This window comes from Paenibacillus canaveralius (genome assembly GCF_047238265.1).
GTDB lineage: Bacteria > Bacillota > Bacilli > Paenibacillales > NBRC-103111 > Paenibacillus_F.
Map to the genome: position 1 here is coordinate 3,735,403 of NZ_JBDFMM010000001.1, position 16,089 is coordinate 3,751,491.

General features: G+C 56.0%; 13 protein-coding genes and 2 pseudogenes. 1 reads left to right on the forward strand and 14 read right to left on the reverse strand.

What is annotated here, in order from left to right; translation table 11 throughout:
• Window positions 1-51: 51 nt before the first annotated feature.
• The 12 genes and pseudogenes from smc to ABC395_RS16860 form a co-directional block, all read right to left on the reverse strand.
• Window positions 52-3,631, reverse strand: a pseudogene (smc, locus tag ABC395_RS16805) (chromosome segregation protein SMC).
• Between the two features lie 617 nt (window positions 3,632-4,248).
• Window positions 4,249-4,950, reverse strand: coding sequence for a ribonuclease III (gene rnc / locus ABC395_RS16810; protein WP_413004847.1), 702 nt, complete (start codon window positions 4,948-4,950; stop codon window positions 4,249-4,251).
• Window positions 4,951-4,971: 21 nt separating this feature from the next.
• Window positions 4,972-6,207: a beta-ketoacyl-ACP synthase II gene (gene fabF / locus ABC395_RS16815; protein WP_413004849.1), complete on the reverse strand. Its 1,236-nt coding sequence runs from the start codon at window positions 6,205-6,207 to the stop codon at window positions 4,972-4,974.
• Between the two features lie 116 nt (window positions 6,208-6,323).
• Window positions 6,324-6,557, reverse strand: coding sequence for an acyl carrier protein (acpP, locus tag ABC395_RS16820; protein ID WP_042232799.1), 234 nt, complete (start codon window positions 6,555-6,557; stop codon window positions 6,324-6,326).
• A gap of 103 nt (window positions 6,558-6,660) precedes the next feature.
• Window positions 6,661-7,401 carry a 3-oxoacyl-[acyl-carrier-protein] reductase gene (fabG, locus tag ABC395_RS16825; RefSeq protein ID WP_103993776.1) on the reverse strand — a complete coding sequence of 247 codons (741 nt, stop codon included), beginning with the start codon at window positions 7,399-7,401 and terminating at the stop codon, window positions 6,661-6,663.
• A 40-nt stretch (window positions 7,402-7,441) separates the two neighbouring features.
• Entirely contained in the window at window positions 7,442-8,368 is a 927-nt protein-coding gene (gene fabD / locus ABC395_RS16830; RefSeq protein WP_413004852.1) for an ACP S-malonyltransferase, read from the reverse strand.
• A gap of 27 nt (window positions 8,369-8,395) precedes the next feature.
• Complete coding sequence (locus tag ABC395_RS16835; RefSeq protein ID WP_413004854.1) at window positions 8,396-9,382, reverse strand: beta-ketoacyl-ACP synthase III; 987 nt, start codon at window positions 9,380-9,382, stop codon at window positions 8,396-8,398.
• 9 nt (window positions 9,383-9,391) lie between these two features.
• On the reverse strand, window positions 9,392-10,381 hold the full coding sequence (plsX, locus tag ABC395_RS16840) for a phosphate acyltransferase PlsX (protein WP_413004856.1): 990 nt from the start codon (window positions 10,379-10,381) through the stop codon (window positions 9,392-9,394).
• The gene (gene fapR / locus ABC395_RS16845; RefSeq protein WP_036739470.1) at window positions 10,365-10,979 is read right to left on the reverse strand and encodes a transcription factor FapR; all 615 of its coding nucleotides are present in this window, start codon (window positions 10,977-10,979) and stop codon (window positions 10,365-10,367) included. The genes plsX and fapR overlap by 17 nt, the downstream gene beginning before the upstream one ends.
• A gap of 200 nt (window positions 10,980-11,179) precedes the next feature.
• A complete protein-coding gene (gene rpmF, locus ABC395_RS16850; protein WP_009673368.1) occupies window positions 11,180-11,353 on the reverse strand; it encodes a 50S ribosomal protein L32 in 174 nt (57 codons plus the stop codon).
• Between the two features lie 33 nt (window positions 11,354-11,386).
• Entirely contained in the window at window positions 11,387-11,902 is a 516-nt protein-coding gene (locus ABC395_RS16855) for a YceD family protein (RefSeq protein WP_413004858.1), read from the reverse strand.
• Window positions 11,903-11,960: 58 nt separating this feature from the next.
• Entirely contained in the window at window positions 11,961-13,151 is a 1,191-nt protein-coding gene (locus ABC395_RS16860; RefSeq protein ID WP_413004860.1) for a SepM family pheromone-processing serine protease, read from the reverse strand.
• A gap of 130 nt (window positions 13,152-13,281) precedes the next feature.
• On the opposite strand from ABC395_RS16860, the gene ABC395_RS16865 reads away from it, so the two are divergent.
• Window positions 13,282-14,739, forward strand: a complete 1,458-nt coding sequence (locus tag ABC395_RS16865) for a sporulation protein (RefSeq protein WP_413004862.1) — start codon at window positions 13,282-13,284, stop codon at window positions 14,737-14,739.
• A gap of 49 nt (window positions 14,740-14,788) precedes the next feature.
• Here the strand turns inward: ABC395_RS16865 and coaD are convergent.
• Together coaD and rsmD are read right to left on the reverse strand one after the other, a co-directional pair.
• Window positions 14,789-15,305: pseudogene (gene coaD / locus ABC395_RS16870) on the reverse strand (pantetheine-phosphate adenylyltransferase).
• 29 nt (window positions 15,306-15,334) lie between these two features.
• Entirely contained in the window at window positions 15,335-15,901 is a 567-nt protein-coding gene (rsmD, locus tag ABC395_RS16875; protein ID WP_413004864.1) for a 16S rRNA (guanine(966)-N(2))-methyltransferase RsmD, read from the reverse strand.
• Window positions 15,902-16,089 lie beyond the last annotated feature (188 nt).

Consider the following 16,089-nt stretch of genomic DNA (forward strand, 5'->3'; position numbering starts at 1 on the left):
TGAAATCATTTTCCCAGCGGACGATATGTTTCCCGGAACGATCGTTTCTCGTCAAGAGGCGGAAATCATCGCTTCTTCGTCCTCAAGCCTGACGGACACGAGCTTGGAAACGCCGCCTTCTTCCATCGTGACCCCGTACAGCACGTCCGCTTCCTCCATCGTTCCCTTGCGGTGCGTGACCACGATAAACTGGGTCGTTTCGGAGAATTCGCGCAAATACTCGGCAAAACGGGTGACGTTCGCTTCGTCCAGCGCTGCCTCGACTTCGTCCAGCACACAGAACGGAACGGGCTTGACGCGCAGAATCGAGAACAGCAGCGCAAGCGCCGTGAGCGCTCTTTCTCCGCCGGAGAGCAGTCTGCAGGTTCTGCAGTTTTTTCCCCGGAGGCTGGGCTACGATCTCGATGCCCGTCTCCAGCAGATTTTCGGGATCGGACAAAATCAGATCCGCCCGGCCTCCGCCGAACAGCTTCACGAAAACGACGACGAAGTGGGAACGTATCGCATCGAAAGTCGTCTTGAAGCGTTTCGACATTTCCTGGTCCATTTCCCGGATCACGGTATAGAGCGTCGTTTTCGCCTCCACCAGATCGTCCTTCTGGACGGACAGGAAATCATAACGTTCCGACACGCGGGCGTATTCCTCTATCGCGCCCAGATTGACATCGCCCAGCGAAGAGATGGAACGCTTCAGATCGCGCACCTTGTTCTGCGCACCCGTGATATCTTCGGGCACCGGGTAGCGTTCTTTGGCGAGCTCGTAGCTCATTTCGTACTCTTCGCCCAGCTTTTTGAGCAGGTTCTCCAGCTCTACGTCCAGCCGGTTCACGCGCACCTCATGCTGCAGGCACTGTTCCTCGACCAGTTTGAGCTGCGTACGCTGTTCGCGTGTCTCGTTCTCGGCCTGCTGAAGCTTGTCCATCCATCCCGCGCGTTCGGAACGCTTGAACTCGATGTCTTCCGTGCATTTCTGCTTGCGGAGTTTCAGCGTATTGAGCAGTTCCACCTGCTTGACGCTTTCTTCCGCATGGAACTCCATCTCCGCACGGAGCTGCCACAGCTGGCGTCGGTTCATCTCCAGCTCCTGCTTCGCTTCCGCGAGATCCTGCTGGAGCCTCCGCTGCTGATCCTGCAGCGACTGCTTCTCCTGCGAAGCGGAAGCGACGCGAACCTTGAGGTCCGTCAGCTGGTTCTGCAGCTCCTCCTTCGCCGATTCATTCGCTTTGCGTGAAGACTCGGCGTCCCGGATAGCCTGCTGGAGCGCTTCCTCCTCCTGCTGCAGCTCTTCGAGCTGACGGCGGTTCTCCTCGATGCTGCGCTCCTGCTGGCCGCGTTCCTCAAGCAGCGTCGAACGGTCGTCGCGTTCCAGTGTCAGCTGCTCCTGCATGCGGCGCACTTCCGCTTCAAGCGGAGCCAGATCCGCCCGGATCTGCTGTTCTTCGATCCGCTTCTGCTCGCCGCGCCCCCGCAGTTCTTCCAGATTCGCGTTGTCTTCGACGATCTCTTTGCGGGCCTGGGAAGCCCTTGTCTTGAGCTGTTGAAGCTGCGTCTCCGCAGCCGTAATTTCGCCGTCAAGCTCCTCGATCTGCCGCTGGCGGCCGAGCAGGTTGGAGCTTTTTTTCTGAAGACTCCCGCCTGTCATGGAACCGCCCGGGTTCACGATATCTCCTTCAAGCGTAACGACACGGTACCGGTAGTTCGCTTTGGCGGCAATGCGGTTCGCATCTTCCAGCGTCTCCGCGATAATAACCGTACCCAGCAGACTGGAAAAAATATTGTGATACTGAGTATCGAATTTAATCAAGTCAACCCCGATGCCGACGAACCCCTTCGAAGACATCAGCGCACCGCGTTCGCTATCACCGATCGAACGCCCCCGGATGACATCCATGGGGAGGAACGTCGCGCGTCCCATCTGGCGGCGCTTCAGGAAAGCAATCGCTTCGCGGCCGTATCCTTCCGTCGCCACGACGATGTTCTGCAAGGCGCCGCCGAGAGCCGTTTCCACGGCCAGCTCGATTTCCGCCGGCACGCTGACAAGCTCCGCCACGGCCCCGTGAATCCCTTTAAGCCCGTCGGGACGGTTCTTGGCTTTCAGCACTTCCTTAACGCCGTGCATAAAGCCGTCGTAGTCATTCTGCATTTCCTTCATCGTGTCGCGTCTGGATGTGAGCGCGTCGATCCGCTGCTCCCATTTGCGCAGCATACCGGACGATTCCTCCAGCAGAGTCTGCTTCTTCTTGAGGCTTTCACTCAAATCCAAATAGGCGGAGCGGATCTTCTCGACTTCTTTACGGGTCTGCTCCAGTTTTGTTTCGAGCTGTTTCTTGCGGGCGGCGATATCGGACTGCAGAGCGGTCCTTTTCTGTCCTTCTTCTTCCAGCTTTTGAAGCCGCCGTCCCAGAGATTCGAGCTGCTGCTCCGCATAGCGGATTTCGTTGCGGCACTGCGCCATCGCATTCATTTTATCGAGAAGCTCGGACTTCAGTTGGTCCTCCACGCCGGAATTCAGCCCGCCGCTTACCCCTTGAAGGCGGTTTTCCTCTTCGGACAGCTTGGCTTGATATTCGAACAACTGCGCGCCGATATGTACGATTTTCTCGCGATGCCCGGCCAGCTCCGCTTCTTTCTCCGCAAATCTCGTTTCCTGAAAAAGGATGGTCTGTTCCAGCTGCTGCTCATTGGAAGCGAAATTTTTCTTCCGTTCTTTGAGCACTTCGCCGTGGCCTTCGCATTTTTCGAAATCCTCGGAAATTTGCAGCAGGGTTTCCTGGAGCTTCTCCAATTCTTCCTCCAGCCGTTTCGTTTCCCAGCGGTGTTTCTCCAGTTGGGCATCGTGCTGGCTGACAAACGTGGATAGGCTGAGCCGCTCCTCTTTTAAAGCGGTGAGCTTCTCGTTTGTCTCCGACCAGGAGACATAGATTTGATCGATCTGGTGAACGTACACCGCAATTTCGCTGTGCTTAAGTTCTTCCTTCAGCTCTTTGTAGCGGATCGCTTTCTCGGCCTGCTCACGCAGCGGGTTGATCTGATCCTCCAGCTCCGTGACGAGGTCGTGAATACGCAGAAGGTTCTGCTCGGTTTCCTGAAGCTTCTTCTCCGATTCCTTCTTGCGCGATTTATATTTGACGATCCCGGACGCTTCCTCAAAAATACTACGGCGCTCTTCCGATTTATTGCTTAAAATTTCTTCGATCCGGCCTTGGCCGATAATGGAGTAGGCCTCTTTGCCGATCCCCGTATCCATAAACAGCTCGGTAATGTCTTTCAGCCTGCAGGACTGCTTGTTTATAAAATACTCGCTGTCACCGCTCCGGTGTACACGCCGGCTGACCGTCACCTCATTGTAATCGAGAGGCAGCGACTGGGACGTATTGTCGAGCGTGAGCGACACTTCGCCGTAATTGACGGCTCTGCGCGCGTCGCTGCCGGCAAAAATAACATCTTCCATCTTGCCGCCGCGCAAGCTCTTCGCGCTTGTTTCTCCGAGCACCCAGCGGATACCGTCTGAAATGTTGCTCTTCCCGCTGCCGTTCGGTCCGACTACGGCCGTGATTCCTTTGACGAATTCCAGCTCCGTGCGGTCCGCGAACGACTTAAATCCGGATAATTCAATCCGCTTCAAAAACATAGATTCTTTTCACCTCAAAACTTTTCGTAAGAAAAGTTACTTCGTAAGGACTGCTAAACTTTGGACAGCAAAGTTACTTCGTAAGTGTTACTTAACTTTTCGTAAGAAAAATTACTTCATAGGCGTTGCTGAACTTTGCGACCGCAAAGTTATTTCGTAAGAACTGCCGAACTTTGTAAGCATTGCTGGATCTTTTCGCAAGAAAAGAAAAGTTTTTCTTTCTAACGAGCGGTTAAACTTCGCGAAACAAAAATATTGTATACGATGCCCGCCTTTTCGCCAAAATACCGCTTACGGCAATTACGGGCCGTATTCGCAGCGTTCCCGGCTGCCTGCGCATACGGTAAGTTTAAGGCGCCCGAAGCCGCCCGCTTTACCAGCCGTTCCGCCAGCCTGTCCGGTGTCCGGTCTCTCGGCGGTTTGTTCTTTCAAACCGGGAGAATTTGTCCCCTGTAAAAGAGCACGGACCGGCACCGGTCCAGCCTCTATTGTACCATATCCCGCGTTCAAAACAGAACGCAAAAGAAAAGAGCAGTCTGCGTGGCTGCTCCTTCTCTGCTTTATAAGGCGGCGCTTGGTAACGGTACTCCTCCGCACCGGCCTTTTTTGCTGCGCTTCTATCGTTCCATGGGTACATTCAGCTTCGTCAATGCCTGGGAAGCCGCCTGCTGCTCCGCTTCTTTCTTGGAACGTCCCGCTCCCTTGCCGAGCTGTTTGGAATCCATATACACTTCAGCCACAAACTCTCTCTCGTGAGCCGGACCCCGCTCTTCCACGATACGGTATTCGAGCGCCCCCATATTGTGGTGCTGGGTATGCTCCTGCAGCTGCGTCTTGTAATCGATCACAAGCAGCTTTCCCTCCGCAGATACATAGGGAAACACATGCTGCTGCAAAAAGAGCTTAACCGCTTCAAGCCCCTGGTCCAGGTACAACGCTCCGATAAAAGATTCGAAAACATCGGCAAGAAGCGCGGGACGCGAACGGCCTCCCGTCATTTCTTCGCCTTTGCCGAGCTGTACGTAACTCCCGAAATTGAGCTTCTCCGCAAAATTGACCAGCGAGGGCTCACATACGATGGATGCCCGCAGCTTCGTCAGCTCTCCCTCGGTGCGATGCGGATACTTGAAGTACAAGTATTCCGACACCGTAAGTTCCAAAACGGCATCACCCAGAAATTCAAGACGTTCATTGTCCTGGTAATTCGCCATCCGGTGTTCATTCACATAGGAAGAGTGCGTAAAAGCCTGCCTAAGCAAATCGAGGTCTTGAAAACGGATCTCCATGTCGGCTAGAAGCTGATTGACGTCTCGGTTCATGTTCTCACCACCGGCCGGTTGTTAGGCTTGATATTTTTTCAAAATAATCGTTGCGTTATGTCCGCCGAATCCGAAGGAGTTGGACATGGCCACTTGAACGTCACTCTTGCGCGGAACGTTCGGCACGTAATCCAGATCACATTCGGGATCCTGGTCGTCCAGGTTAACCGTCGGCGGAATGATACCGTTTTCGAGCGTGAGCCCGCAAATAACGGCTTCAACGCCTCCGGCCGCGCCCAGAAGATGGCCGGTCATGGATTTCGTCGAGCTGACAGCGACTTTGTAAGCATGCTCACCCAGCGCTTTCTTGATGGCCGTTGTTTCGGACTTGTCCCCGACCGGCGTGCTCGTACCGTGCGCGTTGATGTAGTCGATGTCTTCCGGCGCGATGCCTGCATCCTTGATCGCTTTGACCATGCAGCGGGCCGCTCCGTCCGGATCGGGCTCCGTCATGTGATGCGCGTCTCCGCTCATACCGTAGCCGATAACTTCGGCATAGATGTGGGCACCGCGCTTCTGTGCGTGTTCGAGCGACTCAAGCACGAGGACGCCCGCACCCTCGCCCATCACGAAACCGTCACGGCCCGTGTCGAAAGGACGGCTCGCCTTCTCAGGCTCGTCGTTGCGGGTGGACATCGCACGCAGCGCGCAGAAGCCGGCAACGCCCGTCGGGCTGATAGTCGCCTCGGCTCCGCCGCAAATCATCACATCGGCGTCTCCGCGCTGAATAAGTTTGAACGAATCTCCGATGGAGTGCGTTCCGGTCGCACAAGCGGTAACCGCCGTGCTGTTCGGACCCTTCGCTCCGGTAATCATCGAGATTTGGCCTGAAGCCATATTCGCGATCATCATCGGAATGAAGAACGGGCTGACCCGCTTCGGTCCTTTTTCAAGCAGAATCTTATGCTGTTCTTCCCAAGTCGACAGGCCGCCGATTCCGGAACCGACATAAACGCCGACCCGTTCGGGATCCGTATCTTCCTGTATGTTCAAGCCGGAGCTCTTCAAGGCATTGATGCTGGCCGCAACCGCGAACTGCACGAAGCGGTCCATTCTTCTTGCTTCACGTTTATCTATATAATCTTCGGGGTTGAAATCTTTAACGGATGCGGCGATGCGCGTCGGATACTCGCTTACGTCGAAGCTTTCGATAGCGCTGATACCGGATTTGCCCGCAAGCAGATTGCCCCAGAAAGTATCCACTTCTTGACCCAGGGAGCTCATAACTCCAAGTCCTGTAATAACGACTCTATTCACGTGTACCACCTCTGAATTAAGGGTGTTTTCTCTCGCTTTTTCTACGTTCAGAAAATGAGGAGAAGTCCCGCCTTTATGAGAACGGGACTCTTTTTAGAACGGGACTCCAAAGATTTTTACGTATGAGATTTTATGTAATTCACTACTTCTCCCACAGTCGTAATCTTCTCAGCATCTTCGTCGGAAATCTCCAGATCAAATTCATCTTCAAGTTCCATAACCAATTCTACAACATCGAGAGAATCAGCACCTAAATCTTCTTTGAAAGACGCTTCAAGGGTAACTTCAGATTCTTCTACCCCTAAACGGTCGATGATAATTTTCTTTACGCGATCTAGTACGTCGGACATCCGGCTCACCTCCTCCTTGGTATTATACGAGAATACGAATCAAAATGCCATACTTGTCTAAGCGGGACAACCGCCGACTGCGGCACGGACCCCGTAGGGCGTCTTACATGTACATGCCGCCGTCGACGTGAAGCGTCTGGCCGGTCATGTAGGAACCTTCGTCCGAAGCGAGGAAACGGACGATTTTCGCGATATCTTCCGGCTTGCCGAGCTTGCCGAGCGGAATCTGCTGCAGAAGGGACGCCTTCTGCTCTTCCGGCAGCTTGTCGGTCATATCGGTGGAGATAAAGCCCGGCGCTACCGCATTGACGGTAATTCCGCGGGATGCAAGCTCCTTGGCGGACGCCTTCGTCAGACCGATGACGCCCGCTTTCGCCGCCACGTAATTGGCCTGCCCGGGATTGCCGAGCACGCCCACCACGGACGAGATATTGATAATGCGGCCCGAACGCTGTTTCATCATGGGGCGGGTCGCCGCTTTGGTGCAGTTGAAAACGCCTTTGAGATTGGTCGCGATGACGATGTCAAAGTCTTCCTCTTTCATCCGCATAATGAGATTATCCCGGGTAATTCCGGCATTATTCACCAGTATGTCCAGACTGCCCAAGGCTTCAATCGTCTGCTTGACAAGATCTTCGGCTTCCTGGGATTTACTTACATCGCCGCGCAGCTTGACCGCGCGTCTTCCCATCGCCTCGATCTCTTTAACGACTTCTTCCGCAGCTTGCTCGCTGCCCGCATAGTTGACCGCCACATCGGCGCCGCTTGCGGCAAGTTCCAGGGCAATGGCACGGCCGATTCCGCGGGAAGCTCCGGTAACGAGCGCCGCTTTACCACTCAGCATGGCTTGTGTCCTCCCGACTACATATTGGATTGTGTGACGCTTAAACCTCCGCCTGCAGCGCCGTTTCCAGGCTGTTGACGGAAACGATTTTCACGCTCCGGCTGACTTTCTTGATCAGACCGGCGAGCACGGTCCCCGAGCCGATCTCGACGAAGGTGTCCACTCCCTGCTCGATTAGCCACGCGACAGTGTCCTCCCACAGCACCGGAGAATATACCTGGCGGACTAGAAGATCGCGGATCTCATCCGGCGAAGTAACCGGACGCGCCGTAACGTTGGCCACGACGGGCACGGCAGCTTCCTGCAGGCTGAGGCCCGCAAGCACGTCCGCCAGCTTCTCCGACGCCGGTTTCATCAGCGAGGAGTGGAACGGTCCGCTCACTTCGAGCGGAATCGCCCGTTTCGCGCCGATTTCTTTGGCGCGGTCCACGACCGCCTGCACGCCTTCACGGGTGCCGGAAACGACGATCTGGCCCGGGCAGTTGATGTTGGCCAGCTCGACTGCGCCGATCTCTCCGCTGACGGAGCGGCAAAGCTCGTCCAGCGCCCCGCGCTCGGCTCCCAATACGGCAGCCATTGCGCCGAGCCCGTCCGGCACGGCCTGCTCCATAAACTCGCCGCGTGCACGCACGGTGCGCACGGCATCCTCGAAGCCGAGCACGCCCGAGGCTACCAGTGCGGAATATTCGCCCAGGCTGTGACCGGCCGTAAAGTCCGGCACGATGCCTTTTTGACGGAACACTTCCAGATAAGCCACACTCGCGGTAAGCAGAGCGGGTTGTGTATGATACGTGATTTTCAGTTCATCCTCGGGCCCCTCGAATATGAGAGAGGATAAGGAGTATCCCAGTGCCTTGTCGGCCTCGTCAAAGACGCGCTTCGCTCCTTCATGAGCGTCATAAGCATCCTTCCCCATGCCGACGGACTGGGCTCCCTGTCCCGGAAATACAAAAGCTATCTTGCCCATAAACGTCAGAATTCCCCTTCCGCTATTTTACCAGACCAGTACGGACGCTCCCCAGGTCAGACCGCCGCCGAAACCGACCAGCACCGTGGTATCGCCTTCTTTAAGACGGCCCTGATCCGCAGCCTCCGCCAGCGCTACCGGAATGGAAGCCGCCGACATATTGCCGTAGCGGTCCAGATTGATCATGCATTTATCCTCGGTCAGGTCCAGACGGTTGAGCGCGGATTGGATAATCCGGATGTTGGCCTGGTGAGGAATCAGCAGATCGATATCGTTTTTGTGAAGTCCCGCTTTGCGGAGCGCTTCTTCCGCGGCCGATCCCATGATGCGTACCGCGAACTTAAACACTTCGCTGCCGGCCATATAGATATAGTGAAGACGCTGGTCGAGACTTTCCGGGGATGCCGGATTGCGTGAGCCGCCGCCGGCGATCTTAAGAAGTTCCGCACCGGAGCCGTCGGCTCCCAGTTCAAAGGATTTGAACCCGCGTCCTTCCGGAACCGCGCCGATCACGACCGCGCCGGCTCCGTCGCCGAACAAAATGCACGTGTTGCGGTCCGTATAGTCCGTGATCCGCGACAAGGTATCCGCTCCTATGACCAGGGCATACTTGTAAACACCGTTCGCTATAAAATTGGACGCGTTGGCCAATCCGTAGATAAAACCGGCGCAGGCTGCGGCCAAGTCAAAAGCCGCCGCGTTCTTGGCGCCCAGCTTCTCCTGAAGAATGCAGGAAGCCGATGGAAACGCCATATCCGGCGTGACGGTAGCCACGATGATCAAATCGAGCTGATCCGCCGTAATTCCCGCCTTCTCAAGCGCAATGCGCGATGCTTCCAATGCCAGATCTGAGGTTGCCTGCTCGGGAGCCGCCATTCTCCGTTCCCGGATTCCGGTGCGCGTCACGATCCATTCATCGTTCGTCTCCACCATCGTTTCAAGCTCCTGATTCGTTAAAACCCGATCGGGCACATATTTACCCGTGCCCAGAATGCCTACAGGAATGCCATTCATTAGGACCACTCACTTCCCGTTCTTGATTTCCGTAGCGATTGCGCCGACCAGGTCGTTCTGGAGCGCCGTTCTCGCCTGGCGCACGGCGTTCTTGATCGCCTTCGCGTCGGACGAGCCGTGACTTTTCAGCACGAGCCCGCTTAATCCGAGCAGGGGAGCCGCCCCGTGCTCCGTATAATCCAGCTTGCCCTTGAAAGCGGACAAGCCCGGCTTCAGTACGGCCGCGGCCAGTTTGGTCAGCGTCGTACGGGTGAACTCGGTTTTCAAAGCGGAGAAGATGGCCGAGGCCGCTCCCTCCAGCGTTTTGAGCATAATGTTGCCGGCAAATCCGTCGCAGACGATAACGTCGCATTCGGCGCGGAGAATATCGCGGGACTCAACGTTGCCCACGAAATGTACGGGAGCTTGCTCCAGCAGCGGATATGCCGCCTTCGTCAGCTCATTGCCTTTCTTCGCTTCCGTGCCGATGTTAAGCAGACCTACGCGCGGACGGTCCATGCCGTGAACCTTGCTTCTGTAAATGCTTCCCATAATGGCGTATTGGAGCAGGTTTTCGGGACTGGAGTCCATGTTCGCGCCCAGATCAAGCGCGAGAACACCGTTGCCGTCCAGCGTCGGGATCATCGGCGCGAGAGCCGGGCGTTCGATGCCGGGCACCCGGCCGACTACGAGAAGACCCGTCGTCATAAGGGCGCCGGTGTTGCCGGCCGAAATCATCGCGTCGGCTCCGCCTTCCTTGACCAGCCGGCCGGCGACGACCATCGAGGCGTCTTTCTTGCGGCGGACGGCCCGGACAGGCTCGTCTTCGGCTTCGATGATCTCGGAAGCGTGAATGACACGCAGATTCGAGGGGCGCTCCGTAAGCAGCGCCTCGATCTTCGCCGAATCGCCGACGAGCAGAAGCTCGACATCGGTCCATTCCTTGGCTGCCGCCAGAGCTCCCTCCACGACGATTGCCGGGGCGTGGTCGCCGCCCATTGCGTCAATTGCGATCCGCATTGGCTTGCCCACCTTCTGTTCGTAGTTGTTCTTTCTTGGAGTGAAAGATGACGAAGCTGCCTTCGAAAACAACTTCGTCTCCGATAAACGTCTGCACGTCCACCTTGGCTTTCCCCTTCGACAGGGACTTAACGTACGCTTTCGCGATACATTTCTCGCCAAGCATGGCGGAGCGGATAAACCGGATGTCGGCCGAAGCGGTAAGCGCGATCGGATCGTTGATTACCGCAACGGCGAGCGAATTGGCCTGGGCGAAAATATGATGCCCGCGCGCGATTTTGGTACGGGAAAAAACATGATCTTCGGTCAGTTCGAACATGGAAATGCCGCTCTTGTCGAGCTGCAGATCGATGATTTCCCCGATCACTTCATCAATGGGCAGAGAACGAACCTGATCGTAGGAGCGTTCCGCCATATGCTTGATCCGTTCGCGCAGCTCGGGTATCCCCAGCTCGAGACGGTCCAGTCGAACGGTTTGAATGCTAACTTGAAACTTGCGCATTAATTCTTCATCCGTCAGAAACGGATTATCTTCAATTGCCTGCAGCAGCTGCTGCTGACGAGTGCGTTTCGGAAGACGTTCGATGACAAGCACCACCCTGCTTGTGGAGGCGGCCGGTAATATGGCCTCCTCTTATTACCTAGTACTAAAAGTAGTATATATAATTTGCGTGCAAAAGGGAAGCCTTGCGGACAAATCCGCTCCGGTCCTCCTTTCACCTTATAGCACTCCCGGCTTTTGGGCAAAAAAAATAGCACCTCACCTAAGATGAAGTACTATTTGTCAGCCTAATAAAATTAAGCTTGTACGATTTCTCTGCCTTTGTATGTGCCGCAGTTTTTGCAAACGCGGTGAGAAAGTTTCAGTTCTCCGCACTGCTCGCACTTAACCATGCCCGGAACTTCCAATTTGAAGTGGGTACGGCGCTTGTCGCGGCGGGTTTTGGATGTTTTTCTGAACGGTACTGCCATGAATTCCACCTCCTTAACGTAATCCCCATATCCCTACGAGTTGAAAAAATCAGCCAGACCGGCCAGTCTTGGATCGATCCGTTCGTTCTTGCAGCCGCAGTCGCGTTCGTTTCGGTTCGTTCCGCATTCGGGACAAAGCCCTTTGCAGTCTTCCCGGCAAACCGGCGCGAGCGGCAGCTCAAGCTGTATATTCTCTTCAATGTAAGGGTTCAATTCCACTTTATCTTCGCGCACCAGATGGATGATCTCGTCCTCATCCTCGGAAGCCTGAGCTTCCACTTCCGGCTTCGAAGTAAAAATTTCCCGAAAGGGAATGTTCAACGTCTGCTTGAACGGAGTCAAACAACGGGAACAGCTAAACTCAAGCTCGACGGAAACACGGCCGGTTACTTCCACGACGTCGGACGCCGGTTTCGCCTCCAGATCCGTGACGATCGGTCCTGCGGACAAAATATCCTTGCGGCCCTTCAGCAGCGCCTCGCCGTTAAGCGATTCGCGGATGGCAACAGGCTGTCCTTTGGCCATAATTTCTTTCAGTTGAATCCACATGTTTTATCACCTCAAACAAACAAAGATAATTATAGCTATTAATCTTCCGGTTTGTCAATCATTTCGGAGGAAGCTCCGCCAAATACTTTAGGGCATCGTCCATCGTCGCGACGGGAACGATCTTCATCTTCGTTCCGATTTCCTTGGCCCGGGCCAAAGCTTCGGTATAATTGTAGATCGTGCCTTTGTCTGTTTTGAGATCCTGGGGAGCAAAAAAGATCTCCGCTCCTTCGCGGTCCGCCGCGATGACTTTATGCTTGATTCCGCCGATAACGCCGACTTTCCCTTCCGTATCGATCGTCCCGGTTCCCGCGATTTTGTGCCCCTTCGTGATGTCTTCGGGAAGCAGCTGGTTGTAAATCTCCAGGGAAAACATCAGACCGGCCGAGGGGCCGCCGATTTCACCCGCTTTGATGGTAACCTGCTTGGAAGGATCGTCCGCCTGGACGCTTTGCATTTCGGCCATCGTAATCCCGATACCCACACGGCTCTTGCCGGTGTCTTTATCGGGCGGCAGCTTGGCCAGCGTGAGCGGCGCCGTCATCTCTTTATCTCCGCGGATAAAGGTTAGCGTAACCGTGTCCCCTTCTTTCTTGTTTTCCAGAAAGGCGAAAAGGTCCTGAGAAGTTTTGATTTCCTTCTCGTCCGCTTTGGTGACCTTGTCTCCGGCCTGCATCACTTTCTCTGCGGGAAGACCCGGCGAGAGGCCCGTGACCATCACACCTTCTCCTTTTATATGGAAAGGAACGCCCGCTTTCTTGTAAGCGGTCTGAATCGCGTCGCTTTGGGAAGTGAGCATGACAAATTGCTGCTGCTGGCTGTAATCTTTCTCGGACATCCCCCGGAGGACATCTTTCTTGAGCTGGAGTTCGTCGTATTTGTTGGCCAGGGACCACAGATACGTTACTACGTTCGCATTGGCCACCCGGACCGTAACGAGCATAAGCGAGCCTTTCTCATCGGTGTTATCGCTCTTGGGGACACTGACCATCGGATGGACGGCCTCAGCCGTACCGGGCATATAGATAAAAAAGGGCAGAGGAACGTAAAACAGGATAACGAAACAGAGAAAGCCGACAAGAAGCGACGTAAAAAAACGCCTGGAACGCCTCTGCGGATGCGCCCGGCGGATAACGGGCCTCTCCCGAACCTCTTCATCGGCTCCGCTGCCGTAATCCGTTTCCCGTTCGCGTTCTTCTTGTTCCTGCTCGTCGTTGTAACGCTGGTTTTCATAATTTTTGTCAGTCATTTTAAAGGGCTCCCTCCCGTTCCGTTTCCGAAAATCGGAGAATGGATGTTTGTTAGTGTATGCGGGGCGGGCTTGGTCTAAACATCTTCGGTCCGGCGTACACATGTAGCAAACGAATCGAGGTGTTTACATGCCGAAATCCCTAACGCACCGCGGCGGCGGGTATCGTACCACGCTGCTGCTCGGCAGTCTTGCGGCCGCTCTGGTCGCGTCGATTATCGCTTTTCCGGACAAGGCGCTCCAGGCATCCCTGGAGGGCATCACGATCTGGTGGAATATCGTATTCCCGGCGCTGCTGCCGTTTATGATTCTTACCGAGCTGCTGCTCGGTTTCGGTGTCGTTCACGCCCTCGGCACCCTGCTGGAGCCGCTCGCGCGGCTCCTGCTCCGCCTTCCGGGCGCGGGCGGCCTGGCGCTTGCCGCAGGAGCTTTGAGCGGCTTCCCGGGCGGCGCCCACTTCACGGCCAAGCTCCGCCGCCGGGAGCTGCTTACGCACGGGGAAGGCGAGCGCCTCCTGGCGCTGTCGCATCTGGCAAGCCCGGTGCTGATCGTCACCGTGATCGGCACCGGGTTCCTGCACAGCCCGCGCCTGGGGCTGCTGCTGGCCGGCGTGCACTACGGCGGCGCGCTGCTGCTCGGCTTCGTGCTGCCGCCTCCGAAGAAGCCGGCGGGCGCTGCAGAGCCGGGGCAGCCCGAATCCGCGGACGGAGCCGGGGATTCGCGTGAAGCCGCCGGCGGGGCGGGCGCGGAGCCTGCCCGCACGCACGCGGGCCCCGGCGAGGCGCGGGAGCGTGCCTGGCGGGCGGACGCGTCAGCGCCCGGCCGCGGCGCCGAGGCCCCACCCGCGAAGCGCCGCGGGGAGGTCAGCCGGGCTTCCGGCGCCTCCCTGTGGCGGCAGGCCGCAGGCAGCCTGGCCCACGCCCGCAGCGAGGACGGCCGCGCGTTCGGCCAGCTGCTCGGCGAGGCCGTGACGGCTTCGGTGCAGTCGCTGATGGTCGTCGGCGGCTATATTATGATTTTCTCCGTCATTATTCACCTAATAACGATGCCGGAGATGCTGCAAGCCGCCGGAGGGCTCCTCGGACTGCCCGTCGGGCCCGACCTGCTGCATCATCTCGCCTCCGGCTTGTTCGAGCTGCACTTGGGCGCTCACGCCGCGGCGGGAGAGCAGGCATTGCCCCAGAGCATCAAACTCGCTTTAATCGCGGCTTTTCTCGGGTTCGGCGGGTTGTCTTCCCACGCACAGGCCCTGAGCGCCGCCTACGGCGCGGGTCTGCGGTATCTGCCCTTTCTGATGGCGCGCCTGCTGCACGCCTGCTTTTCATACGTGCTGGTGCTTCTGTTATGGCGCTTCACAAGCGGACTGTTCCCCTATGCGCCCTCCGCGCGGCAAACGCTCGAAGTTTCGGGAACTCTAGCCCCTGCGGCAAGGGCGGAGGAGTGGCCTTTGCTCTCTTTCTCGGGCGTTTGGATGCCTGCCTTCGCGCAGCTTGGCATTCTTCTGCTCGTTCTGGCCGCGGCCTGCGTCCTCTCCTATGCTTTGCATGTACGCTCGCAGCGCGCACTCCATGCGGGCCCTAAAGCCTGACAAGCCCGCAAAAGAGAGAGGAAGCCTGCACCCGGCAGCCTTCCTTGTTCTACGGTTGCCGCGTGCTTGCGGCAAATTTCAGTTTCAGCTCTTCTTCCACTTCCTGCGGCACGAAATGGGAAACCGGGCCGTGAAAACGGGCAATTTCTTTTACAATGCTGGAGCTGAGGAAGGAGTACTGGGGTGAAGAGGTCATAAAGAACGTTTCCACTTCTTCGTTCAGTTTGTTGTTCATCGTCGACAGTCTGCAGCTCGTATTCGAAATCGGAGACCGCACGGAGTCCCCGGACAATAATATGTACATCTTTGGATTCCATATAGTTGATCAATAGATCCCGGAACCCGTCCACCTCGACGTTCGGAATGTCCTTCGTCACTTTCGTCAGAAGTTCGATACGTTCTTCGAGAGAAAACAAAGGATTTTTTGACGTGTTGTTCAGTACGGCTACGATTAATTTATCAAAAACTTTTGCCGCCCGGCGGATAATGTCCAAATGGCCGTTCGTCACGGGATCGAAGCTTCCCGGATAAACCGCTATTTTCAAGCGTGGTTTTTCCTGATGCACAGCTGTGTCAGCTCCTTCTTCTGTTCGGTTCAGTTCAGCCCGGTGTCTTCAAAGGTGTACAAAGTCACGGCCGTATCCCCGTAATCGGCTCGCCGCTGCATGACAAAACCCTCGAAATCCTCAGGAAGCTTGTCCGCGGCGTCATGTTCCACCACGATCGTCGCCCCCTGCTCGAGCAGTCCCGATCCCTTCATTTTTTGCATAAGTTCTCCGGTAATTTTAAACCGGTAAGGCGGGTCCAGGAAAACAAGCCCGAACCGCTTTCCCCGTTTCTCCAGAGCCTTCAGTGCGCGTCCCGCATCATTGCGGTATATTTCCGCACGGTCCGTCAATCCGGTAACCTCCAGATTGTGGCGCACGGTGTCCAAACTTTTTTTCTCCAGGTCGATAAATATGCACGTGTCCAGCCCCCGGCTCAAAGCCTCGATCCCGAGACCGCCGGTTCCGGCGAACAGATCCAGTCCCGTGCCTCCGTCAAAATAAGGCCCGATCATCGAAAAGATCGCCTCCTTGACCTTATCGGTCGTCGGACGCGTGCTCATCCCGGGTACGGCCTTTAAGGAACGGCCCCGGGCACTTCCAGAAATCACTCTCATACGCTAAATTCCCCACTGTATTGTTCTTGTCGGTTTTCTGTTATCGTACCACAATCTTTGTTCGTTGCACAAAAGGGCTTTGAAAAATAAAAATTTCCTGTCCGTGTATAGCCTGTCTTTTTTTCGGATATGATTGAATTATCGACATCAAAAGTGTCGTAGACAACCGCGGAGAAGACTTACGTTTC

Excerpts from the sequence above, each read along its gene's own strand:
- plsX (WP_413004856.1), bottom strand. The coding sequence starts at position 10,381 with ATGCGGATCGCAATTGACGCAATGGGCGGCGACCACGCCCCGGCAATC.
- ABC395_RS16855 (WP_413004858.1), bottom strand. The coding sequence starts at position 11,902 with ATGTGGATTCAACTGAAAGAAATTATGGCCAAAGGACAGCCTGTTGCC.
- rsmD (WP_413004864.1), bottom strand. The coding sequence starts at position 15,901 with ATGAGAGTGATTTCTGGAAGTGCCCGGGGCCGTTCCTTAAAGGCCGTA.
- ABC395_RS16860 (WP_413004860.1), bottom strand. The coding sequence starts at position 13,151 with ATGACTGACAAAAATTATGAAAACCAGCGTTACAACGACGAGCAGGAA.
- rpmF (WP_009673368.1), bottom strand. The coding sequence starts at position 11,353 with ATGGCAGTACCGTTCAGAAAAACATCCAAAACCCGCCGCGACAAGCGC.
- ABC395_RS16865 (WP_413004862.1), top strand. The coding sequence starts at position 13,282 with ATGCCGAAATCCCTAACGCACCGCGGCGGCGGGTATCGTACCACGCTG.
- fabD (WP_413004852.1), bottom strand. The coding sequence starts at position 8,368 with ATGGGCAAGATAGCTTTTGTATTTCCGGGACAGGGAGCCCAGTCCGTC.
- rnc (WP_413004847.1), bottom strand. The coding sequence starts at position 4,950 with ATGAACCGAGACGTCAATCAGCTTCTAGCCGACATGGAGATCCGTTTT.
- ABC395_RS16835 (WP_413004854.1), bottom strand. The coding sequence starts at position 9,382 with ATGAATGGCATTCCTGTAGGCATTCTGGGCACGGGTAAATATGTGCCC.
- fabG (WP_103993776.1), bottom strand. The coding sequence starts at position 7,401 with ATGCTGAGTGGTAAAGCGGCGCTCGTTACCGGAGCTTCCCGCGGAATC.
- acpP (WP_042232799.1), bottom strand. The coding sequence starts at position 6,557 with ATGTCCGACGTACTAGATCGCGTAAAGAAAATTATCATCGACCGTTTA.